The organism is Sanguibacter keddieii DSM 10542 (genome assembly GCF_000024925.1).
In the GTDB taxonomy this organism is placed as follows: Bacteria; Actinomycetota; Actinomycetes; order Actinomycetales; family Cellulomonadaceae; genus Sanguibacter; species Sanguibacter keddieii.
This window is the reverse complement of the sequence record NC_013521.1, coordinates 2,790,720-2,814,363: the sequence shown is the minus strand read 5'-3', so window position 1 is coordinate 2,814,363 and position 23,644 is coordinate 2,790,720. Positions and strand designations below refer to the sequence as shown.

23 protein-coding genes and 1 other RNA gene are annotated in these 23,644 nt (G+C 71.5%); 19 read left to right on the top strand and 5 right to left on the bottom strand.

Annotated features, from left to right (window positions below; genetic code table 11):
* Positions 1-15 precede the first annotated feature (15 nt).
* The 4 genes from SKED_RS12425 to SKED_RS12410 all read left to right on the top strand — a co-directional run bounded on the left by SKED_RS12425 (position 16) and on the right by SKED_RS12410 (position 3,770).
* A complete protein-coding gene (locus SKED_RS12425) occupies positions 16-498 on the top strand; it encodes a hypothetical protein (protein ID WP_012867504.1) in 483 nt (160 codons plus the stop codon).
* Positions 499-718: 220 nt separating this feature from the next.
* Positions 719-1,858 (top strand): peptidoglycan-binding protein, encoded by a 1,140-nt coding sequence (locus SKED_RS12420; RefSeq protein ID WP_012867503.1) that lies wholly within the window; start codon positions 719-721, stop codon positions 1,856-1,858.
* A complete protein-coding gene (locus SKED_RS12415) occupies positions 1,855-2,583 on the top strand; it encodes an ABC transporter ATP-binding protein (protein WP_012867502.1) in 729 nt (242 codons plus the stop codon). The genes SKED_RS12420 and SKED_RS12415 overlap by 4 nt, the downstream gene beginning before the upstream one ends.
* A complete protein-coding gene (locus tag SKED_RS12410; protein ID WP_012867501.1) occupies positions 2,577-3,770 on the top strand; it encodes an ABC transporter permease in 1,194 nt (397 codons plus the stop codon). The genes SKED_RS12415 and SKED_RS12410 overlap by 7 nt, the downstream gene beginning before the upstream one ends.
* A gap of 182 nt (positions 3,771-3,952) precedes the next feature.
* Here the strand turns inward: SKED_RS12410 and SKED_RS12405 are convergent, their stop codons facing one another.
* Positions 3,953-4,828, bottom strand: a complete 876-nt coding sequence (locus SKED_RS12405; RefSeq protein WP_012867500.1) for an EamA family transporter — start codon at positions 4,826-4,828, stop codon at positions 3,953-3,955.
* A 57-nt stretch (positions 4,829-4,885) separates the two neighbouring features.
* On the opposite strand from SKED_RS12405, the gene SKED_RS12400 reads away from it, so the two are divergent.
* The 3 genes from SKED_RS12400 to SKED_RS12390 all read left to right on the top strand — a co-directional run bounded on the left by SKED_RS12400 (position 4,886) and on the right by SKED_RS12390 (position 6,729).
* Positions 4,886-5,377: a MarR family winged helix-turn-helix transcriptional regulator gene (locus SKED_RS12400; protein WP_012867499.1), complete on the top strand. Its 492-nt coding sequence runs from the start codon at positions 4,886-4,888 to the stop codon at positions 5,375-5,377.
* A gap of 102 nt (positions 5,378-5,479) precedes the next feature.
* Entirely contained in the window at positions 5,480-6,118 is a 639-nt protein-coding gene (locus tag SKED_RS12395; protein ID WP_012867498.1) for a ClpP family protease, read from the top strand.
* Positions 6,115-6,729, top strand: a complete 615-nt coding sequence (locus tag SKED_RS12390; protein WP_012867497.1) for a ClpP family protease — start codon at positions 6,115-6,117, stop codon at positions 6,727-6,729. Before SKED_RS12395 ends, SKED_RS12390 begins: the two co-directional genes overlap by 4 nt.
* 10 nt (positions 6,730-6,739) lie before the next feature.
* On the opposite strand, the gene SKED_RS20870 is transcribed toward SKED_RS12390, so the two are convergent.
* On the bottom strand, positions 6,740-7,168 hold the full coding sequence (locus SKED_RS20870) for a helix-turn-helix domain-containing protein (protein WP_012867496.1): 429 nt from the start codon (positions 7,166-7,168) through the stop codon (positions 6,740-6,742).
* Between the two features lie 166 nt (positions 7,169-7,334).
* Here SKED_RS20870 and SKED_RS12380 point away from each other — a divergent pair, with 166 nt between their 5' ends.
* The 8 genes from SKED_RS12380 to ssrA all read left to right on the top strand — a co-directional run bounded on the left by SKED_RS12380 (position 7,335) and on the right by ssrA (position 14,104).
* Positions 7,335-7,583, top strand: a complete 249-nt coding sequence (locus SKED_RS12380) for a hypothetical protein (protein WP_012867495.1) — start codon at positions 7,335-7,337, stop codon at positions 7,581-7,583.
* Entirely contained in the window at positions 7,580-8,548 is a 969-nt protein-coding gene (locus SKED_RS12375; RefSeq protein WP_012867494.1) for an SRPBCC family protein, read from the top strand. Before SKED_RS12380 ends, SKED_RS12375 begins: the two co-directional genes overlap by 4 nt.
* 82 nt (positions 8,549-8,630) lie before the next feature.
* Entirely contained in the window at positions 8,631-9,749 is a 1,119-nt protein-coding gene (gene prfB / locus SKED_RS12370) for a peptide chain release factor 2 (RefSeq protein ID WP_012867493.1), read from the top strand.
* Between the two features lie 188 nt (positions 9,750-9,937).
* On the top strand, positions 9,938-10,627 hold the full coding sequence (gene ftsE / locus SKED_RS12365; RefSeq protein WP_012867492.1) for a cell division ATP-binding protein FtsE: 690 nt from the start codon (positions 9,938-9,940) through the stop codon (positions 10,625-10,627).
* Positions 10,628-10,637: 10 nt separating this feature from the next.
* Positions 10,638-11,552: a permease-like cell division protein FtsX gene (gene ftsX, locus SKED_RS12360; RefSeq protein WP_012867491.1), complete on the top strand. Its 915-nt coding sequence runs from the start codon at positions 10,638-10,640 to the stop codon at positions 11,550-11,552.
* 1 nt (position 11,553) lies between these two features.
* Positions 11,554-12,942 carry a M23 family metallopeptidase gene (locus SKED_RS12355; protein ID WP_012867490.1) on the top strand — a complete coding sequence of 463 codons (1,389 nt, stop codon included), beginning with the start codon at positions 11,554-11,556 and terminating at the stop codon, positions 12,940-12,942.
* Between the two features lie 121 nt (positions 12,943-13,063).
* Positions 13,064-13,594, top strand: a complete 531-nt coding sequence (smpB, locus tag SKED_RS12350) for an SsrA-binding protein SmpB (protein ID WP_012867489.1) — start codon at positions 13,064-13,066, stop codon at positions 13,592-13,594.
* 142 nt (positions 13,595-13,736) lie between these two features.
* Positions 13,737-14,104: a transfer-messenger RNA gene (gene ssrA, locus SKED_RS19560) on the top strand.
* An 89-nt stretch (positions 14,105-14,193) separates the two neighbouring features.
* On the opposite strand, the gene SKED_RS12345 is transcribed toward ssrA, so the two are convergent.
* Both SKED_RS12345 and SKED_RS12340 read right to left on the bottom strand, forming a co-directional pair.
* Entirely contained in the window at positions 14,194-14,556 is a 363-nt protein-coding gene (locus tag SKED_RS12345) for a VOC family protein (RefSeq protein WP_012867488.1), read from the bottom strand.
* A gap of 92 nt (positions 14,557-14,648) precedes the next feature.
* Positions 14,649-18,314: a S8 family peptidase gene (locus SKED_RS12340; protein ID WP_012867487.1), complete on the bottom strand. Its 3,666-nt coding sequence runs from the start codon at positions 18,312-18,314 to the stop codon at positions 14,649-14,651.
* Positions 18,315-18,735: 421 nt separating this feature from the next.
* Between SKED_RS12340 and SKED_RS12335 the strand changes: the two genes are divergently transcribed.
* Both SKED_RS12335 and SKED_RS12330 read left to right on the top strand, forming a co-directional pair.
* Complete coding sequence (locus tag SKED_RS12335) at positions 18,736-19,098, top strand: DUF3039 domain-containing protein (RefSeq protein ID WP_012867486.1); 363 nt, start codon at positions 18,736-18,738, stop codon at positions 19,096-19,098.
* Positions 19,099-19,286: 188 nt separating this feature from the next.
* Positions 19,287-21,068, top strand: coding sequence for a DEAD/DEAH box helicase (locus SKED_RS12330; RefSeq protein ID WP_012867485.1), 1,782 nt, complete (start codon positions 19,287-19,289; stop codon positions 21,066-21,068).
* A gap of 36 nt (positions 21,069-21,104) precedes the next feature.
* On the opposite strand, the gene SKED_RS12325 is transcribed toward SKED_RS12330, so the two are convergent.
* Positions 21,105-22,427 (bottom strand): nicotinate phosphoribosyltransferase, encoded by a 1,323-nt coding sequence (locus SKED_RS12325; protein ID WP_012867484.1) that lies wholly within the window; start codon positions 22,425-22,427, stop codon positions 21,105-21,107.
* A gap of 74 nt (positions 22,428-22,501) precedes the next feature.
* Between SKED_RS12325 and clpS the strand changes: the two genes are divergently transcribed.
* Both clpS and SKED_RS19070 read left to right on the top strand, forming a co-directional pair.
* On the top strand, positions 22,502-22,795 hold the full coding sequence (gene clpS / locus SKED_RS12320) for an ATP-dependent Clp protease adapter ClpS (protein WP_012867483.1): 294 nt from the start codon (positions 22,502-22,504) through the stop codon (positions 22,793-22,795).
* 2 nt (positions 22,796-22,797) lie between these two features.
* Positions 22,798-23,634, top strand: a complete 837-nt coding sequence (locus tag SKED_RS19070; RefSeq protein WP_012867482.1) for a DUF2017 family protein — start codon at positions 22,798-22,800, stop codon at positions 23,632-23,634.
* Positions 23,635-23,644: the final 10 nt, after the last annotated feature.

The following is a 23,644-nucleotide window of genomic DNA, read 5'->3' as shown; positions in this document are numbered from 1 at the left end:
CACTGGACCGCTGCGGTGCTCTGCGCTGCCCTGCTCACCGCCTGCGGCGGGGAGGCCGACGACCAGGTCGCGTCGGCGGGGTCACCGTCGGCCTCGAGCTCCTCGGGGACGTCGAGCACCGACGGCAGCGACCGCGGAGACCTCACGCGTCAGCAGCAGGCTCAGCAGCAGGCGGACTGCCTGCGGGAGAACGGCCTGCACGTCGGCGACCCCGACCAGGAGGGCTACCTGGGTGCCACCGTGGAGGACGGCAGGATCTCCGACGCGGACCGCGCGGCCGCGTACGCGGCCTGCGAGCACCTGGCTCCGGAGCAGACGGCGGAGGACAAGACGAAGCAGTCTCCCGAGGCGATGCGCGCCTTCGCCGTGTGCATGCGCGAGAACGGCATCGACTGGCCGGACCCGAACGCCGACGGCTCCACGAACGTCACGCCGCAGCACGACTTCGGCGTCGACGACGGCACGCTCTGGCGTCTGGCACAGCAGTGCGGCATATGAACGCCCGCTGTGCTGCGAGGCCCACGCGAGAGCACCGCTCACGGTGGGCTCATCGGCCCTCCGGTCGAATGGTGAGCATGCCCGACAACTCCGGAGGACACATGAAGCACGACCACCCATCCACCCCGACCGTCCGTGTCGGCGGACGCACTCAGAGCAGGCCTTCGGGCCTCGGTACCGACGCTCACGCGCACCGAGACCTCCTGACGGGGAGCATCGCATGACGGCCCGGGAGAACTCGCCAGCCGGAGGACCCGGCCGCTCGCGCACGACCCGCCGTGCGCTGCTCCTCGGTGCCTCGCTGGCTGCGGTCGGGCTCGTCCTCGGCGTCATCCTGGTCGGCGGCTCGTCCGACGCGACGACCACGGACGACACCGCCGGGACCGTCGCGACGACCCCGGTCGTCCGGGAGACGCTCGTCCGCAGCGAGAAGCACAAGGGCTCGGTGGGCTTCGGGGAACCCAGAGCCGTCGGGGCTCCCGAGGCCGGGGAGAGCGAGGACGGTGCACGGACGGTCACCTGGTTGCCCGAGGTCGGCGCGGTCGTCGACCGAGGCCAGCAGCTCTGGCGGACGGACGACCGACCGACGCTCGCCCTCTTCGGAGAGCTCCCCGCCTACCGAGAGCTCGGCGTCGGCGACCGCGGGGCGGACGTCTCCCAGCTCAAGGAGAACCTCACCGCGCTCGGCTACACGGGCTTCTCGGCTGACGACAGGTACACGCAAGCCACCTCTCGAGCGGTGTCCAGGTGGCAGAAGGACGTCGGTCTGCCGCAGACCGGGAGGCTGGGGCCCGAGCAGGTCACCGTCGTGCGTGGGCCGGTCCGGGTGGCCTCCCGCTCGGTCGAGGTCGGCGCTCCAGCGGCGTCGAGCATGCTGACGGTCACCGACGTCAGGCGCGTCGTCTCCTTCGACCTCGACCCGGCGAAGGACGTGACGCCGGACGTCGGAGCGCCGGCGACCGTCGAGCTGCCGGGCGGCACCAGGGCTCCGGGGTCCATCTCCGCGGTCGGGCCCCCCGTCGACGAGGGCGGCGACGGCAAGAGCTCGGGTTCAGACGGCCAGTCCGGTGGCGGGTCTGACACGACCACGGTCACCGTCGAGGTCTCCCTCGACGACCCGGCCCTGGTCGAGGGCCTCGACGCCAGCCGCGTCGACATCGAGCTGGTCGTCGAGGAGCGACCAGACGTCCTCTCGGTCCCCGTCACGGCGCTCGTCGCGCTCGCGGAGGGAGGGCACGCGGTCGAGGTCGGAGCCGACGAGCGCCGCCTGGTGCCGGTCACCGTGGGGATGTTCGCCTCCGGGCGGGTCGAGGTCTCGGGCGAGCTCAGCGAGGGCGACGAGGTCGTGGTGCCCTCGTGACCGCCGTCGTCTCGCTCCGGCAGGTCTCCCGGGAGTACCCGGGAGGTGTCCGTGCCCTGGACGGTGTCGACCTCGAGGTGCAGCGCGGCGAGCTCGTCGCGGTGGTCGGCAGCTCCGGGTCGGGCAAGTCGACCATGCTCAACGTCATCGGCACGCTCGACCGGTGCTCGTCCGGGACCGTCGCGATCGACGGCCACCTGGTCGAAGACCTCTCGGACCGTGACCTCTCAGCCCTGCGGGCGACGCGGATCGGGTTCGTGTTCCAGCACTTCCACCTGTCGGCGGGCACTGCCGCGATCGACAACGTCGCGGACGGGCTGCTGTACCGCGGGGTGCGGCGCGCCGAGCGGCGTGACCGAGCGGCGGCGGTCCTCGACCGCGTCGGGCTGGGCACGCGCCTGGGGCACCGTCCGAACGAGCTGTCCGGAGGGGAGAAGCAGCGGGTCGCGATCGCGCGAGCCGTCGTCGGAGAACCTCCGCTGCTCCTCGCGGACGAGCCGACGGGGGCGCTCGACTCCGTCTCGGGCGCCGGGATCGTCGAGCTCCTCCGCGAGCTCAACACCGCGGGCACCACGATCGTCGTGATCACCCACGACCGGGACCTCGCCGCGATGCTGCCTCGGCAGGTCACGGTCCGGGACGGGCGCATCGTGCCGCCCGAGCACCCGGAGGCGGTGCGGGCTGCACGCCCCGAGCGTCCTGCCCGGCCGGAGCAGCCATGCTGAGGCCGGCGAGGCTCGCCCCGGGCGACCTGTTCAGGGTCGGCGCGACGGGCCTGCGCACCAGACCGATGCGTGCGGTGCTCTCAGCGCTCGGGATCGCGATCGGCATCGCCGCGATGATCGCCGTCGTCGGCATCTCGACGTCGTCCCGGGCGGAGCTCGACGAGACGCTCTCCCGGCTGGGGACGAACCTCCTGCGGGTCGAGCCGGGGGAGGACGCGCTCGGTTCCGAGACGCGGCTGCCTGTCGAGTCCGTCTCCATGGTCCGGCGCATCGCCCCCGTGACCGGGGCCGCCTCGGTCGGTCTCGTCCCCGACGCCCGCGCCCTGCGCAACGACCACGTGCCTCCGCTCGAGCACGGGGGTGTCACCGTCTCGGCCGCGGACGAGGAGCTGTACGGCACCGTCGGACTCACGATGTCCAGCGGACGCTGGCTGTCGGCGGCGACCGACGGTCTGCCCGTCGTCGTCCTCGGGGCGAAGGCCGCCGAGCACCTCGGGGTGACGGGTCCGGACCCGCAGACGGTCGTGATCATCGAGGGGCAGCCGTTCAGCGTCAGCGGGGTCCTCGACCCGGTCGAGCTCGCCCCCGAGCTCGACTCGAGCGTGCTCATGGGCAAGCAGGTCGCGTCCGAGCGGCTCGGTTGGACGGGGGACCCGTCGCGGATCTACGTGCGGACCGTGGACTCGGCGGTCGACCCCGTGCGTGACGTCCTCGGTGCTACCGCGAACCCGGCGGCCCCGAACCAGGTCGCCGTGTCGCGCCCGTCGGACGCGCTCGCGGCGAAGGAGGCGACCGACGCGGCCTTCACGGGTCTGCTCGTCGGGCTCGGGGCGGTCGCCCTGCTCGTCGGGGGGATCGGCGTCGCGAACACCATGGTGATCTCGGTCCTCGAGCGCCGGTCCGAGATCGGCCTGAGGAGGTCCCTCGGGGCCACCCGGGGGCAGGTGCGGACGCAGTTCCTCGTGGAGTCGCTGCTGCTCTCCGTCCTCGGTGGCGGCGCGGGGGTGGTCATCGGCTACGGGATCACCGCGGTGTACGCCACGTCGCAGGGGTGGGCGACGTCGATCCCGCCGGTGATCCTCGCTGGTGGGCTCGGTGCGACACTCCTGATCGGGGCTGTGGCAGGCCTCTACCCGGCGATCCGTGCCGCGAGGATGCCGCCCACCGCGGCGCTCTCGGCCTCCTGACGGGCGGCCGCCGACCAGGTCGTCGATGCCGCCGGTACCGCTGCTGCGCAGGACCGGAGCCGCGTGCAGCAGCAGGGAGCGGTGCTCGTCCTCTCGCCCAGGACGAGCACCGCTCCTTCTCGTCGGGACGGTGGCCGGGTGAGCGGGGTGACCGCGGTCTGGCAGTCGCGACCCGCGTGAGATCAACGGGCGAGGTCGTCCGCACGTGGCGGTCGCTGCCGCTGTGCGACGACGAGCGAGACGAGCACGACGACACCGCCGAGCAGCTGGAGCGGGGTGAGCGTCTGACCCAGCACCGCCCAGCCGAGAGCGGTCGCGACGACGGGGTTGAGCAGCCCGAGGAACGTCACGTCGGTCGCCGGGAGCGCGCGCAGTCCCCGGAACCACAGCGAGTAGCCGAGGACGGAGCCGACGAGGGTCAGGTACGCGTACCCGGCCAGGTTCTGGCCCGTGACGTGCGAGGGCAGGCCCTCGAGGGCGAGCGCGGGTGCGACGAGGAGAAGTCCTCCCGCGGTGAGCTGCCACCCCGTGGTCGCGAGGAGCGACGCGGGGGATACCCACCGCTTGGCGAGGATCACGCCGCAGGACATCGAGACCGCGGCCCCGGCCGCGGCGAGCACGCCGACGGTGTCGAGCCCGGTCTCGCCGCGCAGCACGAGGAGGCTGACACCGACGACACCCAGGGCACCCGCGACCAGGGTGCGTGCTGTGAGCCGCTGGCCCAGCACGACGACCGCGAGCAGGGCGACGAACAACGGCTGGAGCGCGCCGACCGCAGCGGCCACGCCGCCCGGGAGGCGGTAGGCGGCCACGAAGAGCAGCGCGAAGAACCCGCCGATGTTGAGGGCGCCCAGGACGAGCGAGCGCCACCACCACGCGCCGTGCGGGAGCTGCCGGGTGATCGCGACCAGCAGCAGGCCGGCGGGCAGGGCGCGGACCGCCCCGGCCAGGAAGGGGCGACCGGGCGGGAGCAGCTCCGAGGTCACGAGATAGGTCGTGGCCCAGACTGCCGGAGCGACGGCGGTGGTGAGGAGGAGCCCCTGTCGTTTGCTTAGCACTAAGAGAAAGTATCACAGCACTAAGAGAGTTCGACGGTGCGCTGGTAGGTTGGGCGGGTGCCAGACCATGTCGACCGTGTGCTCTCCCAGTGGGCCGTCGAGCGCCCCGACCTCGACGTCTCGGCGATGGGGGTCATCGGCCGGCTCGGCCGCGTCCAGCGGCTCGTCGACGCCAGCCTGCGAGCGACCTTCGCGCGGCACGACCTGGACGCACCCTCCTTCGACGTCCTCGCCACCCTGCGCCGCAGCGGCGACGGCGGCCTCACCCCCGCGGGCCTCATGCGGTCGGGGATGGTCACCTCGGGGGCGATCACCCAGCGGCTCGACCGGCTCGAGGAGCGCGGCCTCGTGCGACGTGCGGCCTCCGACGCCGACCGGCGCAGCGTGGTCGTGCAGCTCACGCCCGCGGGGCGCGAGCTCGTCGACGCCGCGCTGCCCGACCACGTCGCGACCGAGGAGCGGCTGCTCGCCGGGCTCGACCCGGCCCAGCGCGAGCAGCTCGCGAGCACCCTCCGGACGCTCCTCGAGCACCTCGGGGACGAGGCGTAGCCCGTCCTGCTGCTCACAGCAGATCTGCCCCGGGGCGAGCGAGCCCCACGCGGGCTGCGGGTGGACGAGCGTGGGGTGCACACCCACCACCGAGGAGGAACCGTGCACCTCACCACCACCCCCGAGACACCACCCCCTGCCGGCGGCGCTCTCGCCGACCGGCTGACCAGCGGCCTGATGTTCCGGCGCGTGGTCGTCGTCGGCCAGGAGATCGACGACGACCTCGCCACCCGCGTGTGCAGCCAGCTGCTCCTGCTCTCGGCCGAGGACCCGGACGCCGACGTCGTCCTGCTGATCTCGTCGCCCGGCGGCTCCGTCTCGGCAGGCCTCGCGATGTACGACGTCATGCGGCTGATCCCCAACGACGTGAGCACCGTCGCCCTCGGCACGGCCGCGAGCATGGGGCAGTTCTTACTCTCCGCCGGGACCCGCGGCAAGAGGTTCGCCCTGCCGCACGCACGCGTCCTCATGCACCAGGGCTCTGCGGGGCTCCAGGGTACGGCCGTCGACATCGCCATCCAGGCCGAGAACCTCGAGCACACCAAGAAGGTCATGCTCACGCTCATCGCCGAGCACACCGGCCAGCCATACGACCGCGTCGAGCGCGACTCCGACCGCGACCGGTGGTTCACCGCCGACGAGGCGCTCGACTACGGGTTCGTCGACGCGGTCGCCACGGACCTCGTGCAGGTGCTCCCTGCCCAGGGCCGCCGCCCCGCAGGCCTGGCCGGTGCACGGTGAGCGGGCAGTACACGATCCCGAGCGTGATCGAGAAGACGACCACCGGCGAGCGGGCGGCCGACGTCTACAGCCGGCTGCTCACCGACAGGATCGTGTTCCTCGGGACCGAGATCGACGACGGGGTCGCGAACGTGGTCGTCGCGCAGCTCATCCACCTCGAGTCCGTCGCCCCCGACCAGGGGATCGAGCTGTACATCAACTCGCCCGGCGGCTCGGTGAGCGCGATGCTCGCGATCTACGACACGATCCAGTACCTGCGCGCGCCCGTCGGGACCGTGTGCGTCGGCCAGGCGGCGTCCTCCGCCGCCGTCCTGCTGGCTGCTGGTGAGCCCGGACGCCGCGGGATCCTCCCGCACGCCCGCGTGCTCCTGCACCCGCCGTCGACCAGCAGCGGTCGTGGCGCGCTGCCCGACCTCGAGATCCAGGCCAAGGAGATCCAGCGCGTCCGCGACGAGGTCGACGAGATCCTGGCGGCGCACACGGGCCAGGACCAGGCGGTGCTGCGGGCGGACACGTCACGAGACCGCATCTTCACCGCGCAGCAGGCCGTCGCGTACGGGCTGGTCGACGAGGTGGTGGCCAGCAGGAAGGTGCGTGGCGGGGTGCGGTGAGCCGCCCCCGTCAGGCGGCGAGGAGCTGAGGTGTGGGCGTCCCGGCCGGGGCCAGGCTGTGCGACACCCGGCGGGTGAGGTCGAGGAGCGTCAGCGCGAGCGCCGTGCCGACGGCCTCGAGGATCTCCGAGGAGGGCTCTTTGCGCCCGCGCTCGACCTCGGAGAGGTACTGGGTCGAGACGCCGGCCTGGCCCGCGACGTCTGCGAGCGTCCGTGCCTGCGCCGTCCGCTCGAGTCGTAGCTCGTGGCCCACGGCCTCGCGCCACAGCAGGTCGCGCCCGGGTGGGGCCAGCCGGAGCGGGCGGCTGGTGTCGTCGCCGGCGCCTGTGGGGGCCGAGGCAGCAGAGCTCTCGGGGCCGCGGGTGGTCTCGGAGGTGCGGTCGCCAGACCGGTCCGCACCGCGTGCCCGGGACGTGGGGAAGGGGATCACGGTGCCCATGGGTGCGCTCCTCGTCGTGCGGCGGCAGGCCTAGCGGCGCGGTCGCGCCTGGTCCGAGCGTAGGGCGACGGGTGCGCCCCGGGGGAGAGGCGGGCGTCCGCCCGGCGCGAACACGAGGCTAGCAACGCGTGTTGACAGCGCGCTGTTAGCAACATAGGTTGCTGGCATGAGCTCGGACGACGTCGCAGGTGCTGCCAGCGACACCACCGACCCGCGCGCAGGGCTGCGGGCGGTGACCTCGCTCCGCCAGCTCGTCGAGACCCTCGAGCTCCGCCAGGTCGAGGCCGGCCTGCGCGCGGGCATGAGCTGGAACGACGTGGCCGAGGCGCTCGGCGTCAGCCGGCAGGCCGTCCACAAGAAGTACTCGAAGAGGATCGACCCCACCATCGCCGTACCCCGGAGGAACAGGTCATGAGCCGGCTCACCGAGATGATCGTCAGGTCCCAGCAGCTGAGCGTCGCCGCGAAGGAAGAGGCGCAGCGCGTCGGGCGGACCGAGATCGACCTCGAGCACCTGCTCGTCGCGCTCGCGGTCGTCGGCGGCCCCTCGAGCGACGTGCTCCGGGGTGCCGGGCTGAGCGTGCGGACCCTGCGCGACGCGGCCGTGCGGGTGCACGAGCGCAGGATCGCCGGCCTCGGCATCACGGCCGCGCGCGTCGATCCCGGCCCCATCCCCGACCCCTCCCTCGGCGACGTCGGGTGGTCGCGTCCGGCCGACGCGGCCTTCCGTGCGCTCGACGGCCTCGACGTCGACGACCGGGCGATCCTCGTCGCGCTGCTCGACGAGCCGAGCGGCCACGTGCTCGAGGTCCTCGCTGAGGGTGGCGTGGACGCCGGTGCCCTGAGATCCCGCCTGGACGCCGCGCCCCGGCCGCACCGCGAGGTGTCGACCGACGACGGTCCCGGGTGGCGCTCGGTGGGCGTGTCGGGTTTTGTCGAGGCGAGGCCCGAGCAGGTCTGGTCCCTCGTCTCCGACCCGGCGCGCAGGCTCGAGTGGGACAAGACCTTCTACTCCTCCTACGTCGTGGGGGACGACGGGGTGGCGCGCGCCCGTGCCGAGGTGCGTCGCCCGGACGGCACGGAGCAGCGGCACCGGCCACAGGTGCTCGCGACCGAGCACCGTGAGGTCGAGCGGGTCGAGGGGAGTGCGGTCGAGTGGGAGATCACCTGGCCGGACCTCCCCGCCGGTCGGATGCGGCAGCGGTTCCGCGTCGAGCTCGAGCCCGACGGGGACAGCACCCGGCTGCGCCTCACCCAACGGTGGTCCCGGGGCAGGGGGCTGCGCGGGGCGGTCCAGCGAGCCCTCCTCCCGGTCCAGCGCTTCCTGTTCCGGCAGCAGCTCCTCGCCAAGGCCGCGTCGGTCTCCCGGGTACTGCGCTGAGCGGGCACCGGCGACGTCTGGGCGCGGCCGGGACCACCTGACCGTCGCCCGCCCGCCGCCTCGTCGCGTAACCTTGACGATCGTGGCTACCACCGACTTCGCATCAGAGATCAGCGCCCTGCGCGGCACCCTCGCGACCATCAGCGCCGTGACCGACCCGGAGGCGCTGAAGATCCGCATCGCCGAGCTCTCGGACCAGGCCTCCGCGCCTGACCTTTGGGACGACACCGACGCGGCGCAGAAGGTGACGACCGCTCTCTCGCAGGCGCAGACCGAGCTCGACCGCATCGTCAACATGGAGTCGCGCATCGACGACCTCGAGGTGCTCGTCGAGATGGCCACCGAGGGTGACGGCGCCGACGACGTCGAGACCCTCGAGGAGGCCCAGAAGGACCTCGACGGCATCCGCCGCGACCTCGGCGACCTCGAGGTCCGCACCCTGCTGTCGGGGGAGTGGGACGCCCGCGAGGCCGTCGTGAGCATCCGCGCCGGCGCTGGTGGCGTCGACGCCGCGGACTTCGCCGAGATGCTCATGCGCATGTACCTGCGCTGGGCCGAGCGCCACGGCTACCCGACCGCCGTCCTCGACACCTCGTACGCCGAGGAGGCCGGGCTCAAGTCCGCGACCTTCGAGGTCAAGGCCCCCTACGCCTTCGGCAACCTCTCCGTCGAGGCCGGCACTCACCGTCTCGTGCGCATCTCGCCCTTCGACAACCAGGGTCGTCGCCAGACGTCCTTCGCGGCCGTCGAGGTCATCCCGCTCATCGAGTCGACCGACCACGTCGACATCCCGGACAACGAGATCCGCGTCGACGTCTTCCGGTCGTCGGGCCCCGGTGGCCAGTCCGTCAACACGACCGACTCCGCCGTCCGCCTCACGCACATCCCGACCGGCATCGTCGTGTCGATGCAGAACGAGAAGTCGCAGATCCAGAACCGTGCCGCCGCCATGCGCGTCCTCCAGTCCCGGCTGCTCCTCGAGCGCCAGGCGCAGGAGAAGGCCATGAAGAAGGAGATGGCCGGCGACGTCAAGGCCAGCTGGGGCGACCAGATGCGCTCCTACGTCCTGCAGCCGTACCAGATGGTCAAGGACCTGCGCACCGAGCACGAGGTGGGCAACACCTCGGCGGTGTTCGACGGGGAGATCGACGACTTCATCGAGGCCGGCATCCGCTGGCGCCGGTCCAAGACCGAGGGCTGAGCCAGACCGGAGCGCGAGCCCGGCCGTCGTCCCGCGCTGCGCCGGGCGGGTGTTCAGGCTGCTCCCAGGCTCGGCGCCGGGCGGCGTGTCGGCCGCTGGACCTGTCGCGGGGTGCTTACCCTCGAACCGGTCTGCTCGCCACGTGAGCGGCCGTGCTCGCCCCACCGAACGGAAGCCTGGGCCCAGTTGTGATTCGTTTTGAGAACGTCAGCAAGGTGTACGCGCGTGGTGCGCGACCCGCGCTCGACGACGTCTCCCTCGAGGTCGAGCGCGGTGAGTTCGTGTTCCTCGTCGGTGCCTCCGGGTCGGGGAAGTCGACCTTCCTGCGGCTCGTCCTGCGCGAGGAGCGCGCCACCTCGGGCGACGTCTTCGTCGCCGGGCGCAACATGCAGACCCTCTCGAACTGGAAGGTGCCCACGCTGCGCCGCCAGATCGGCGCGGTGTTCCAGGACTTCCGCCTGCTGCCCAACAAGACGGTCTTCGAGAACGTGGCCTTCGCGCTCCAGGTCATCGGCAAGCCGCGCCACCACATCATGACCACGGTCCCCGAGACGCTCGACATGGTCGGGCTCGCGGGCAAGGAGAAGCGACGCCCGCACGAGCTCTCCGGTGGTGAGCAGCAGCGTGTGGCCATCGCCCGCGCCTTCGTCAACAGGCCGTCGATCCTGCTCTGCGACGAGCCGACCGGAAACCTCGACCCGACCACGTCGCTGGGGATCATGCGCCTGCTCGACCGGATCAACCGCACGGGCACGACCGTGGTCATGGCCACGCACGACGACGAGATCGTCGACCAGATGCGCAAGCGCGTCATCGAACTGTCCACCGGTGAGCTGGTCCGCGACCAGTCCCGTGGCGTCTACGGCTCTGCCCGCTGAGGGGATATCGGTGCGTTTCCAGTTCATTCTTTCCGAGATCGGGATCGGTCTCCGGCGCAACCTGTCGATGACCGTCTCGGTCGTCCTCGTGACCTTCGTGTCCCTGACCTTCGTCGGCGCAGCAGTCCTGCTGCAGTCGCAGATCGGCAAGTTCAAGGGCGAGTGGTACGACAAGGTCGAGATCAGCGTCTTCCTCTGCCCGCCTGGCTCCAGCCAGCCGACCTGTGCCGGGGGAGAGGCCACCAACGAGCAGATCGACTCGGTCCGGGCGGTCCTCGACCAGCCCGACGTCGCTGCTGAGATCGACAGCGTGACCTTCGAGAGCAAGGCCGAGGCCTGGGTGACGTTCTCGGAGCAGTTCAACGACCGCTGGTGGTTCAACACCGTGAGCGAGGACGACATGAACGCGTCGTTCCGCATCAAGCTGGTGGACCCCGAGCAGTACCAGGTGATCAACGACGTCCTCACCGGCAGGCCCGGTGTCGAGACGGTCAGCGACCAGCGGAGCATCTTCGAGCCGCTGTTCCTCGTGCTCAACCGCGCGACGCTGCTCTCCGCCGGCCTCGCCGGCGTGATGCTGCTCGCCGCCGTCCTGCTCATCACGACGACCATCCGGCTGTCCGCCCTCAGCCGCAAGCGCGAGACCGGGATCATGCGGCTCGTCGGCGCCTCGAACTTCTTCATCCAGCTCCCCTTCATGCTCGAAGGTGCGATCGCCGCGACGGTCGGTGCCCTCATGGCCGTCGGCGGGCTGTGGCTGGGGGTCAAGTACCTCGTCGAGGACTGGCTGGGCCAGTCCATGCAGTGGATCCCGTACGTGACGACCAGCGACGTGTGGGCGATCGCGCCCATCCTCATCGGCGTGGCCTTCTTGCTGGCCGCCATCTCGTCGATCGTCACCCTGAGCCGCTACACGAAGGTCTGACATGACTCGCCTGAGAGCACTCTTCGCCGCCCTGGTCGCCGCCACCCTCGTCATGGGGCTGAGCATGCTGCCCGCGTCGGCCGACGACCTCGACGACCGCCTCGCCGACGCCCAGCGCCAGAAGGACTCGGCCAGCGAGGCGCTCGACCAGGTCACAGGGGACCTCGCCGAGACCGACGAGGCGCTCGCCCAGGCGTACATCGACCTGCAGACCATCGAGGCGGAGCTGCCCGTCGCCGAGGCCACCCTCGACAAGGCGAACGCGGCGTACGAGACCGCCCAGCGGGAGGCCGACAGCCTCGCGCAGCGTCTCACCGACGCCGAGACCGAGGAGGCGACCCTCGTCGACACGATCGCCGAGAACGAGACCGCCTCGACGGACGCGCACAACGCTGTCGCCGAGATGGCACGGCAGGCCGCGCGCGGGGACATGGGGATCTCGAGCCTCGAGTTCGTGGTCGGCGCCAAGACGACCGACGAGTTCGTCACGCAGTACAACATGTCGACCACCGCGATCCGCACCCAGAACTCCTCGCTCGAAGATCTTCGGCAGACCCAGGCGGTCACGAGCAACACGCAGGTGCGGCTCGACGCCGTCAAGGACGCGATCAGCACGCTCAAGACCGACGCCGACGCCAAGGTCGTCGAGGCCGACGCGGCCAAGACCGAGGCTGCGGACGCCAAGGCGGACGTCGAGCGCCTCATCACCGAGCAATCGGCCAAGAAGAAGACGATCGAGACCCGCAAGAAGACCGAGGAGGCCCGGCAGGTCGAGCTCACCACCCAGAACGACGACCTCACCGCCGAGATCCAGGACATCATCGGTCTCCAGGAGGCCGAGCGCGCCCGGATCGCCAAGGAGCAGGAGGAGGCTCGCAAGGCCGCCGAGGCGGCTGCGGCGGCTGCGACGCCACCCGCGAGCAGCGGGGGTGGCGGGGCTCCGGCGCCCGCACCGGCACCTGCTCCCGCGCCGGCGCCTCCGGCATCAGGAGGCACGCTCTCCTTCCCCACGGCGATCCCGCACATCACGTCGAGCTACGGCTGGCGCCTGCACCCTGTGCTCGGGTACTACCGTCTGCACGCCGGGACGGACTTCCGGGCGTACTGCGGCACTCCGATCTACGCGGCTGCCAGCGGGACCGTGCAGTGGGCGACGTGGCGCGACGGCTTCGGATACCAGGTGCTGCTCGACAACGGCGTCGCCAACGGGGCGAGCCTCATGACCAGCTACAACCACCTGACGAGCTTTGCGGTGTCCGGCGGCCAGAGCGTCTCGACCGGAGACCTTCTCGGGTACTCCGGGAACACCGGGCTGGGGACCGCGTGCCACCTCCACTTCGAGGTGTACGTCAACGGGGCGACCGTCGACCCGATGACGATGCTCGGCTGAGTCCGACGCCCTCGGCGTCGCCCAGGGCGCTGGGCCCTGAGCAAAACAGCTCGTCCGGTCTGCACCGGTGATCTAGGCTGGTGAGGCCCGTCGACCACGGGCCGCACGAGCAGGAGGTGTCATGGCCAAGGCGAAGATGTACCAGATCCCCGACGGGTCGAAGCAGGGCAAGAAGGCCCCGGCATCGTCGGGTCCGGTACGTGCGCTCATCGCGAGCAACAAGAAGGCGCGTCACGACTTCGCCATCGAGGACGTCTTCGAGGCCGGGATGGTGCTCTCCGGGACCGAGGTCAAGGCGCTGCGCGCCGGTCGCGCGTCGCTCGTCGACGGCTACGTGAACATCGAGGGCAACGAGGCGTGGCTCGAGGGTGCGCACATCTCCGAGTACGCGCACGGGACGTGGACCAACCACGCACCGCGGCGCAAGCGCAAGCTGCTGCTGCACCGCTCGGAGATCGAACGCCTCGCCCAGGGGACGCGTGAGAAGGGCTTCACGATCGTCCCCCTCCAGATGTACTTCCTGGACGGCCGCGCCAAGGTCGAGATCGCGCTCGCGCGAGGCAAGAAGGAGTACGACAAGCGTCAGACCCTCCGGGAGCAGCAGGACAACCGCGAGGCGCACCGCGCCATCCGCCAGCGCGAGCTGCGCTGACCGACGGCTCCTCGAGTCCCTGTTCGCCGTTGTTCGCCCCAGGCGCACGATAATCACGTGCGCCCCGTGGCACAGGTCGCGTAGAGTAGGACCATCGCTGCACGGGGTAGTCGACCGGGCGTGATGCTTGAAAACTGCACACGGGGGTGATCGGTTTCGACGGTGGTCGTGCTTCGAGGAGAAGCGGGCCGAGGATGCAGACTTATCTCGTAAACGATGTCTGCAAAACAATAGGTGCCGATTCCAAGCGCACCGACTTCGCACTCGCCGCCTGAGCGAGTCCTGAAGTCCGTAAGCCCGGGGTAGCTTCCGCCTCGGTTCCTTGCGTCATCTAGGGAGCCACTGCTTGTAGCGTTCGTCGTTGACGCTGCAGGGACTCTAAGACGACTGGGCCTGTCAGCTACGTGTCTGCGCGAGTGCTGAGGCCGAGAAAATCCGCAGCAGACTGCGCCCGGAGAAGTCCTGGATTTGCGCCACCGGACCGGGGTTCGATTCCCCGCACCTCCACCACCCCAGGCCTGCGTCAGCAGGCCATGCAGCTGCAGAGGCGGCCACCCGTACGGGTGGCCGCCTCTGTGCGTCCCGCGCCGTCTCCCTGCTCAGCCCCAGCAGAGGCAGAAGGGGTGGCCGGCAGGGTCCGCGTAGACCTGGAACCCCTCCGGCGAGGAGAGGTCGTCCGCCGCCTGGAGCAGGCGGGCCCCGAGTGCGAGCGCCTCGGCGTGGGCGCCGGCGATGTCGCTGACGTAGAGGTCGAGGTGGATCTGCTGCGGGGTGCCGTCGGGCCACTCGGGGCGGACGTGGTCCGGGGCGAGCTGGAACCCCATCTGCGACGAGCCGTCCACCAGGAGCGTGTGCCAGTCGTCCTCTCGCTCGACGGTCCCGCCCAGGATCGAGGCCCAGAAGGCGCTCTCGGTCTCGAGGTCTGCGGCGTCGAAGACGGTGATGCGTCGGGTGATCTCCATCACCCGATCATGGCACCGGGGCGCGATGTACGCAGCAGGGCCCCGCCGAGACGACGGGGCCCTGCTGGTCGTTCACTGCTGCTGTGCTGCTGTCAGCCCTCGCGGTGCGTGGCTGCCCGGCGGCGCCGGACGGTCAGCGCGGTCGCGCCGGCTGCGACCAGCAGGCCGGCGGCGAGGAGAGCCGTCGGGATGCTGTCGGCACCGGTCTGGCTCAGGCTGCCCGGACCGCCTGCGGCGGTCGGCTCTGCCTGGGTCGGGTCGGTCGGCACCGAGGTCGGGTCGAGGCCCGGCCCGGGCGGGTCGCTCGGGGCCGGCGGCTCGACGACCGGCGGATCCGTCGGTGCGGGCGGCTCGGTCGGCTCGGGGACGTCGACGAGCACGTCCACGATGTCCGACCGCAGCCCGACCGCGTTGTTGAGGTGCAGGACGAGCACCTGCGGGGCGCCCTCGACGGGCTGGAGCGCTGCAGGGGCGATCCCCGCGGGGGCCTCGGTGGTCGCGAAGGTGACGGGGATGACGCCCTCGGCGCCCTCGAAGAACACCTCGTCGTCGCCAGCTGCCGCACCCGTGGTGCTACCGAAGGAGACGGCCGGCGAGAAGACGTCGAAGGTGGCCACGTCGGTGATGTCCACCAGCGTGCTGGCGGGGTCGTCGGTCGATCGCGGTGCGTACTCCGAGTACGTCTCGACGTGGTAGCTGATCGTCGTGTCCGTCGACTCCGCTGTGTACCCGAGGGCGGCGAGGGGGACGGACAGGGTGGCGACGTTGGTGTCGAACTGGTTGGTGTCGACGTCCCCGGCGAACAGGTTCACCGGCAGGTAGTCGACGATCTCGTCGGTCGCGGAGTCGACCGTGAGGGCGACCACGAGGTCGACGGTCTCGGCGATCGGCGTGATGTACGTGTAGAAGTCCTCCACGCCGTCGTTGTCCGTGTCGATCGAGACGACCGGGTAGCTGTGCGGCAGGAGGCGGCCCCAGTCACCGTCCATGACGACGCCGAAGGTCAGGAGCCCCTCCGACGGGTCGGCGAGCTGCGGAGCGGTGCTCGAGGCGCCGGCGGCCACGACGTCGAGCGACGAGAGCGTCTTGGACGCCGAGTCCGCCGGGAACTCCTCCACGGGGTCGACGACCCCGAGCTGGAGCGGCACGGCCGTGGAGTAGTAGCCCTCGGAGCCGGTGCCCTGGGCGAGCGACGGGCCGGACAGCGCGAGCTGCGCGGTCGTCGCGGCAGCGTCCTCGAGGACGATCGGCGCGGCGTGGACGTCGCTCACCGGCTTGGGGGCGGAGAAGACCGAGACCCGGAGGCTGCCGCGGGCGTCGTCCGTGGGGACGAGCTCGAGGACACCCGAGGCGTCGGAGACGAACTGGCGGGGGATGCCGCTCTGCGCCGCCTCCATGGTCGGGTCGAGGGTGCGGCGCAGCTGCGTCGGGTCGGCGACGGTCAGGGTGACCGTGGCCGTCGCGGTGCCGCCTGCGGGCACGGTGACCGTCGCGGGGGAGACGGAGTACTCGACGCCCGGCACCGTGGTGCGGGGCAGGTACTCGGGGGTGTAGGACGCCGTGTCGGTCCCGTGGTTGGTCACCGTGATGGTGCGGCTGTCGGTGAAGCCGTCGGCGCCGACCTCGACGATGCCGAAGGACGCGGTGACGAGGCCGCCGGCGTCGTCGGTCGCCGCGGTCACCTGGTTGGTGACTGCCGCGAAGGCGTCGATGCGCCCGGACCCGGCGCGTGCCGGTGCGTAGGCGGTGGGGTCGTCCCCGCTGACCACGACGTCGTGCGTCGCGGTGTTGATGATCTGGGCCTTGACGGTGTCGGCGTCCCAGGTCGGGTGTGCCTCGTAGACGAGTGCTGCGACGCCCGCGGTGAGCGGGGTGGCCATCGACGTCCCGCTCTTGACCGAGGCGGCCGCCCCGGTGCCGGAGCCTGCCGAGATGATCCCGACGCCGGGTGCGGACACGTCAGGCTTGACGATGTCGTTGTACGAGCCGTGCTCGCCGCGCGAGCTGAAGCTGGCGATCGTGTCGACCTTGGTCGGGTCGAAGAACTCGGCCTGGCCGAAGAGGTCGCTCGAGAGCCGGACCTGGAGCGTGCCGGCCTCGGCGAGCGGACGGATCACGGCCGAGGCGTCAGCGGTGACCTGTGCGCCCGGGATCAGGTCGTTGCCGGCGATCCCGGACTCGAAGCTGTTGACCGTCGAGGTGAGGATGACGCCCGTCGCGCCTGCGGCAGCCGCGTTGTTGAACCGCACCGCAGAGCCGCAGGGGAGGGCGACGTCGTCGTTCCACTCCACGAGGACGAAGTTCCCGGCGACCGCGGCAGCGTCCTCGGTCGAGTAGGCCAGGCAGCCCTCGAGGTTGGTGGGGTCGCTCAGCGGCACCACGGCTCCGTCGCGGGTGAAGGTACCGGTGAAGGCCTGGGAGTACTGCGCGCCGTAGGTGACGTTCGACGTGAGGTCGAGGACACCGTCCTGGAGCCCGCGCCCGCTGGCCGACGCGGCCACTGAGAGCGTGCGGGCCGTGTTGCTCGGCGTCCCGGCGACGTCGGTGATGTCGCCGGCGTTGCCGGAGGCGATCACGGGGAGGACACCCTGGTCCATGAGGGCTGCGAGCATCGCGTTCTCGGGGTCGTCGACCGCGCCGAAGTCGCTGCCGAGGGACAGGTTGACGACGTCGATCTGCTGGCCGTCCGCGATGGCCTCGCCGACCCAGTCGATCGCCGCTCCGGTCAGGTCGGTGCTGCCGCCGGTGTCACCGAAGACCTTGAGGGAGAACAGGCCTGCGTCGGGGGCAGAGCCCGGGCCGACGACGAAGTCGACGGACTCGTCGACCGAGGCGTAGGCGTCGGGCGTGCGCGTGCCGTCGGCCTCCTCGCCGAAGGTCACGCCGTCACCCTCGACCTCGACGACGCCGTAGCCTGCCGCCGTGCCGGCGACGTGCGTGCCGTGGCTCCCGCCGCGACCGTCGATGGGGTTCTCGTCGGCTGCCGGGACCGGCTGGAAGGTGGGGCTGTTCGGGTCGGCGTTGTAGGTAGATCCGGCGAAGTCGTAGCCGCCGAGGTACTTGGTGGCGTCGAACCAGCTCGGGTCCGGTGCCGCGGTCGAGGCGACCGCGGTGTCGTAGGCCTCGACCGTCCCGGGTCCGCCGAAGGCCGCGTGGGTGTAGTCGATGCCGGTGTCGATGACGGCGATGTTGACGCCCTCACCGGTGGCGCCGCCGGCGCCCCAGGCCTGGAAGGCGCTGACGAGGGCGTCGGAGTTGATGTTGGCGGGGTCGGAGACGTTCGGCAGGTCGACCGTCTGGGACCGGATCGCGGAGATCTTCACGACGTCGTCCATGGCGGCGATCGTCTCGATGCTCGAGGCGTCGAGGCTGAGCGCGACGCCCGGCACCGTGTAGCGCGTGACGTAGAGGACCTCGACGTCGGAGTCGACGGTGGAGGCCTCGGCCTCGACGGTCGCGGCCGTCGCGTCGATCTCGTCGACGCGCTGCTGGACCGAGCTGGCGGAGCGGGCGGTGCTCTGCACCTCGAGGGCGCTCTGACCGGTGGTCTGGACGAACACGGAGACGCGTCCGTCGCGCCCCGAGAGCGACGGCGAGACGACGTCCGCGCCGAGCCGGGAGGACCGGTCGGGTGCGTAGCCGGTGAGGGGGGTGGTGGGGTCTGCGTTCGCCGGGACGGCGAGACCGGCGGCGAGGGCGAGTCCGACGGCGGCTGCGCCGACGGTCCTGGCACCCGACGTACGTCGGTGAACGGTCACGAGTTCTCCTTGAGAGTGAGGGCTCTTCGATCGCCGGCGTCGACCGCCCGCACGTGCCGGTCCACCCGTCGGGCGCGCTCGACAGGTGGACGGGGTGGGGTGATCTCTCGACCGGTGATGGGGACCGACGATACCCACGGGCGGATGAAGATGTAAGAGTTTCGTGCAGACGTTACGTGGCGTTAACCTGAGGGTGTTATCGCAGGTCAGAGCCCCTAAATGGGCATTCGACGGGGCGTCCTGAGCATGGGGACCTCTCCCCATTCCGCCACGAGGGGTTGTCTGTGATGGCGTCGTGCGCGCGGCGCGGCAGAGGTGTCGGCTTGACAGGTGCGGGCGTCGCAGTCCCGCGCCAGGAGGTGACGCACGACGCCCCGGTCCGGAGCAGACGGTGTCAGCGGGTCCCACGTAGACTCGACCCATGAGCGAGCAGCCGTCGACGAGCACAGGTCCCGTCATGAGTGACATGAGCACGGACCCCTTCAACGCCCCCACGGCCCCCGGCGGCCCGGGCGGTGGTACCTCGACGAGCGTCCTCGAGCACGTCGAGACGCGCGAGGAGGTCGAGCCCGGTGACCACGAGCGCTTCGCGCACTACGTGCGCAAGGAGAAGATCCTCGACTCTGCCCTGAGCGGCAAGTCCGTCATCGCGCTCTGCGGCAAGGTGTGGATCCCGGGTCGTGACCCCAAGAAGTTCCCCGTCTGCCCCATCTGCAAGGAGATCTACGAGGGCCTCCGGGACCCGCAGGACGGCGGCGACGACTCGGGTGACTCCGGCAAGTGAGTGCTGCGTCCTCCAAGCACACGAGCGACCCCTTCGACTTCGACGCCCTGACCGCGCCTGAGCCGACGCGGCCCGTCGACAGCCCTCCTGCAGGCCAGCCCGACGGTGCCGACGGTGCCGTCGACGACCCCGGCCACGGGCACACCAGCCTGCCTGCCGGGGCCCCGCTCCCGCTCCCGGTCACCCCGGTGCCGCAGGCGGCGTCCTCCGCCGCCGCGTCGCACCTGTCCCCGAGCTTCCCGCGCCGTGCCCCCTGGGGCACGGCGTCGAAGCTGCGTGCCTGGCAGGCCGAGGCCATCGAGACCTACCGTGCGCGCAGCCCCAAGGACTTCCTGGCCGTCGCGACGCCGGGTGCCGGCAAGACGACCTTCGCGCTGCGCATCGCGACCGAGCTGCTCGAGCAGGGCACCGTCCGTCGCATCACCGTCGTGGCACCGACCGAGCACCTCAAGCACCAGTGGGCCGACGCCGCGGCGCGCGTCGGGGTGCGCCTCGACCCGAACTTCAAGAACAGCCAGGGCCGGCACGGCGCGCACTACGACGGGGTGGCCCTGACCTACGCCCAGGTGGCGGCCAACCCTGCCCTGCACATGGCGCGGACCGACGCCGCACGCACCCTCGTCATCCTCGACGAGGTGCACCACGGCGGTGACGCCCTCTCGTGGGGAGACGCCATCCGTGAGGCCTTCGAGGGGGCCGAGCGCAGGCTCGCCCTCACCGGGACGCCGTTCCGCTCGGACACCTCACCCATCCCCTTCGTCGTGTACGACCGCGGGATGGACGGGATCCGCAGGTCCTCGGCCGACTACACCTACGGGTACGGCGACGCCCTGCGCGACGGCGTCGTGCGCCCCGTCATCTTCCTCACCTACTCGGGGCAGATGCGGTGGCGGACCAAGGCGGGCGACGAGGTGAGCGCACGTCTCGGCGAGGCCATGACCAAGGACATGACCGCGCAGGCCTGGCGCAGCGCGCTCGACCCCAACGGCGAGTGGGCGCCGTCCGTCCTCGCCGCGGCCGACAAGCGGCTCAGCGAGGTGCGGCGTGCCGTCCCCGACGCCGGTGGTCTCGTCATCGCGACCGACCAGAACGACGCGCGCGCCTACGCCGGTCACCTCGCCCGCATCACGGGGAGGTCACCCGTGGTGGTCCTCTCCGACGACGACGGGGCCAGCAAGCGCATCGACGAGTTCTCGGACGGCGACGACCGCTGGATGGTCGCGGTCCGCATGGTCTCCGAGGGGGTCGACGTGCCCCGGCTCGCCGTCGGTGTCTACGCGACGTCCACGTCGACCCCGCTGTTCTTCGCCCAGGCGGTCGGGCGTTTCGTCCGGGCCCGGCGCCGCGGCGAGACCGCCTCGGTGTTCCTGCCGAGCGTCGGGCCGCTGCTCGACCTCGCCAACACGCTCGAGGTCGAGCGCGACCACGCCCTCGACCGGCCCCTCACCAACGAGGAGCAGGGCGACATGTACAACCCGGAGGACGCCCTCGTGGCGGCGGCCAACCGGGAGGACAAGGCGTCCGACACGCTCGCCGGTCAGGGCTCCTTCGAGATGCTCGAGTCGCAGGCGTCCTTCGACCGGGTCCTCTTCGACGGCGGCGAGTTCGGCACGGGAGGCGACATGGGCTCGGAGGAGGAGCTCGACTTCCTCGGTCTCCCGGGGCTGCTCGACGCCGACCAGGTGACCACGCTGCTCAAGCAGCGTCAGGCGAGCCAGCTGAGCAGCAAGAGCAAGGGCGTGCAGCAGGCGGCCGAGCGCAGCGAGCTCGACCACCGTCGTGCAGCAGACCTCCGCAAGGAGCTCTCGCAGCTCGTGTCCGCCTGGGCGCGGCGGAGCGGCCAGCCGCACGGCTCGGTCCACAACGAGCTGCGCCGACGCAGCGGCGGCCCGGAGGTCCCGCTCGCCTCGATCGACCAGCTGACCAAGCGCGTCGAGGTCGTCCGGGGCTGGTTCGTCGGCAAGAAGTAGGGGCCGGCGTCGACCGCCGGGCGTCGGCCGTCTCGCTCAGTCGAGGACGAGCGAGGTGGTCGGCACCGCGAGGTCACCGGTCGACAGGCGACGCGCGCCCCGCGGGAGCTCGTCGCGCGACGCCTCGTGCCGGGCGGCAGCTGCCGCCACCCCGGCGGCGCCGGTCCAGCGGTGGTCGACCTCCCCGCCGGTGACGAGGTCGACGAGCAGCGGGCGGAGGTCGGCGTCCGCCGGCGACCACGCGGCGACGGCCTCGTCGCGCCCCGTCACGACGACCTCGGCGACGGCCCGGCCGTCCTCGTCGAGACGCCGGGCGGCGGACTTGCGTCCACCCACGCTCGTCTTGGACGTCGACGCCTTCGCCACGGGGGAGAGCTTCCCCGACGAGTCCTCGCGGGCGACGAGCTTGTAGACCATGCCGCAGGTCGGGGCGCCGGACCCGACCACGAGCTTGGTGCCCACGCCGTAGGAGTCCACCGGGACGGCGGCGAGCGACGCGATCGCGTACTCGTCGAGGTCAGAGGTCACGGTGATGGTCGTGCCCGTCGCGCCGAGCGCGTCGAGCTGCTTGCGCACCTCGACCGCCTGGACGCCCAGGTCGCCCGAGTCGAGGCGCACACCTCCGAGGCCCGTCCCCGCCACCTCGATCGCGAGCTCGACGCCGCGCGTGACGTCGTAGGTGTCGACGAGCAGCGTGGTCCCCGGTCCCGACGACGCGATCTGCGCCCGGAAGGCCTGCTCCTCGTCGTCGTGCAGCAGGGTGAAGGCGTGCGCCGCCGTGCCGATGGTCCGCAGGCCGTAACGACGACCGGCCTCCAGGTTGGACGTCCCGGCGAAGCCGGCCACCACGGCAGCGCGGGCGGCCGCCACGGCCGCCTCCTCGTGCGCACGGCGCGAGCCCATCTCCAGGCACGGGCGTCCGACGGCTGCGCTCGTCATGCGGGACGCGGCCGAGGCGACCGCGGAGTCGTAGTTGAGGATCGACAGGATCACGGTCTCGAGCAGGACGGCCTCGGCGAAGGTCCCCTCGACCACCATGACCGGGCTCGAGGGGAAGAACACCTCACCCTCCGCGTAGCCGCGGACGTCCCCGGTGAAGCGGTACGAGGCGAGGTAGTCCAGCGTGCGGGCGTCGACGACGGACTCCTGCTCGAGCCACGCGAGCTCGTCCTCGTCGAAGCGGAAGCGCTCGATCGCCTCGAGCACCCGGCCCGTGCCGGCGAGCACGGCGTACCTGCGCCAGGACGGCAGGCGACGGGTGAAGACCTCGAACACGCACCTGCGGTCCGCGGTCCCGTCGGCGAGTGCCCCCTGCAGCATCGTGAGCTCGTACCGGTCCGTCAGCAGCGCTGTTCCCATGGGGACAACCGTAGGTCACCCGTGCCGGTGCGCACGCTGACGGTCCTCCCAGGTGGTGCCCCTAGAGTTGTCCCGTGAACGTCAAGACCATCCCCGGCCAAGAAGAGCGCCAGGACACCGCGGCCTCGGTCGGCGAGCCGTGGGTCACCCTCGTCTGGAACGACCCGGTGACCACCATGAACTACGTCGTCTACGTGTTCGAGAGCTACTTCGGCTTCTCCGAGCGGCACGCCCACCGCCTCATGATGCAGGTGCACTCCGAGGGCAAGGCCGTCGTCTCGACGGGCGGCCGGGAGAAGGTCGAGATGGACGTCCAGGCCATGCACTCCTTCGGGCTGTGGGCCACGATGCAGCGGAGCGGTGAGTAGACGTGCGACAGTTCGAGATCGCCGACGCAGGGACCACCTTCGTCGCGGCGCTGTCGACCCCCGAGCGCCTCGTGCTCGCCCAGGTGACCGGTGACGTGGTCGAGCTCCTCGGTGGGGAGGACCTCGTCGAGGTCGAGCCCGAGCAGGACGAGACGCCGGACCAGACCGCTGGCGAGGACGAGGGCGCCGAGGACGGCGCCGCGCAGGACCCCGAGCTGCAGGAGGGCGACACGCAGCCGGCGGCAGAGCAGACCGAGGCCGAGGCAGAGTCCGAGGCGCAGCTGCGTCAGCTGCTCGCCGGCATCGACGCGGACGCCGACGTCGTGGCCGCCCCGGCGGACCCGGCGGTCCGGCGCCTGCTCCCCGACGCCTCGGACGACCCCGAGGTGGCCCACGAGTTCCGGCGCCTCACGGACGAGGACCTGCGCCAGCGCAAGGTCGACCGGCTGCTGCTGTTCGCCGAGCTCCTGCTCGAGGCGTCGCCGTCGTCCGACGAGGACGAGCAGCTGCCCATGGTGGTCGCCCGTGACGACGGGCCCGAGGTCGCCGGTGCGCTCGGCGACGTGCGTCAGGTGATCGGGTCTCGTCTGGGGCTGCGCACCGACGCCGACACCGACGCCCTCTACCGGTCCGTGTCGGCGACGTGGGAGGACCACGTCCCGGAGGACGAGGACGGCGACGACCCGGCCGGCCCGGCTGCTGGCCGCGGGCACGCCGGCGAGGCGCTCAGCGGGCCCGAGCTGTTCCTCGGCTCGGTGTTCCTCCTGGCCGGGTACCTCCAGGAGTCCCTCACGGACTGCCTGCTCGAGCAGCACCGGCGGGCCAGCAGGCCGTCCTGACGGACTATCC

Bases quoted from the DNA above. Each gene is read 5' to 3' on its own strand.
- SKED_RS12375 (WP_012867494.1), top strand. From the start codon at position 7,580: ATGAGCCGGCTCACCGAGATGATCGTCAGGTCCCAGCAGCTGAGCGTC.
- SKED_RS12380 (WP_012867495.1), top strand. From the start codon at position 7,335: ATGAGCTCGGACGACGTCGCAGGTGCTGCCAGCGACACCACCGACCCG.
- SKED_RS12325 (WP_012867484.1), bottom strand. From the start codon at position 22,427: ATGGGAACAGCGCTGCTGACGGACCGGTACGAGCTCACGATGCTGCAG.
- SKED_RS12355 (WP_012867490.1), top strand. From the start codon at position 11,554: ATGACTCGCCTGAGAGCACTCTTCGCCGCCCTGGTCGCCGCCACCCTC.
- SKED_RS12410 (WP_012867501.1), top strand. From the start codon at position 2,577: ATGCTGAGGCCGGCGAGGCTCGCCCCGGGCGACCTGTTCAGGGTCGGC.
- SKED_RS12345 (WP_012867488.1), bottom strand. From the start codon at position 14,556: ATGGAGATCACCCGACGCATCACCGTCTTCGACGCCGCAGACCTCGAG.
- SKED_RS12335 (WP_012867486.1), top strand. From the start codon at position 18,736: ATGAGCGAGCAGCCGTCGACGAGCACAGGTCCCGTCATGAGTGACATG.
- SKED_RS20870 (WP_012867496.1), bottom strand. From the start codon at position 7,168: ATGGGCACCGTGATCCCCTTCCCCACGTCCCGGGCACGCGGTGCGGAC.
- smpB (WP_012867489.1), top strand. From the start codon at position 13,064: ATGGCCAAGGCGAAGATGTACCAGATCCCCGACGGGTCGAAGCAGGGC.
- SKED_RS12420 (WP_012867503.1), top strand. From the start codon at position 719: ATGACGGCCCGGGAGAACTCGCCAGCCGGAGGACCCGGCCGCTCGCGC.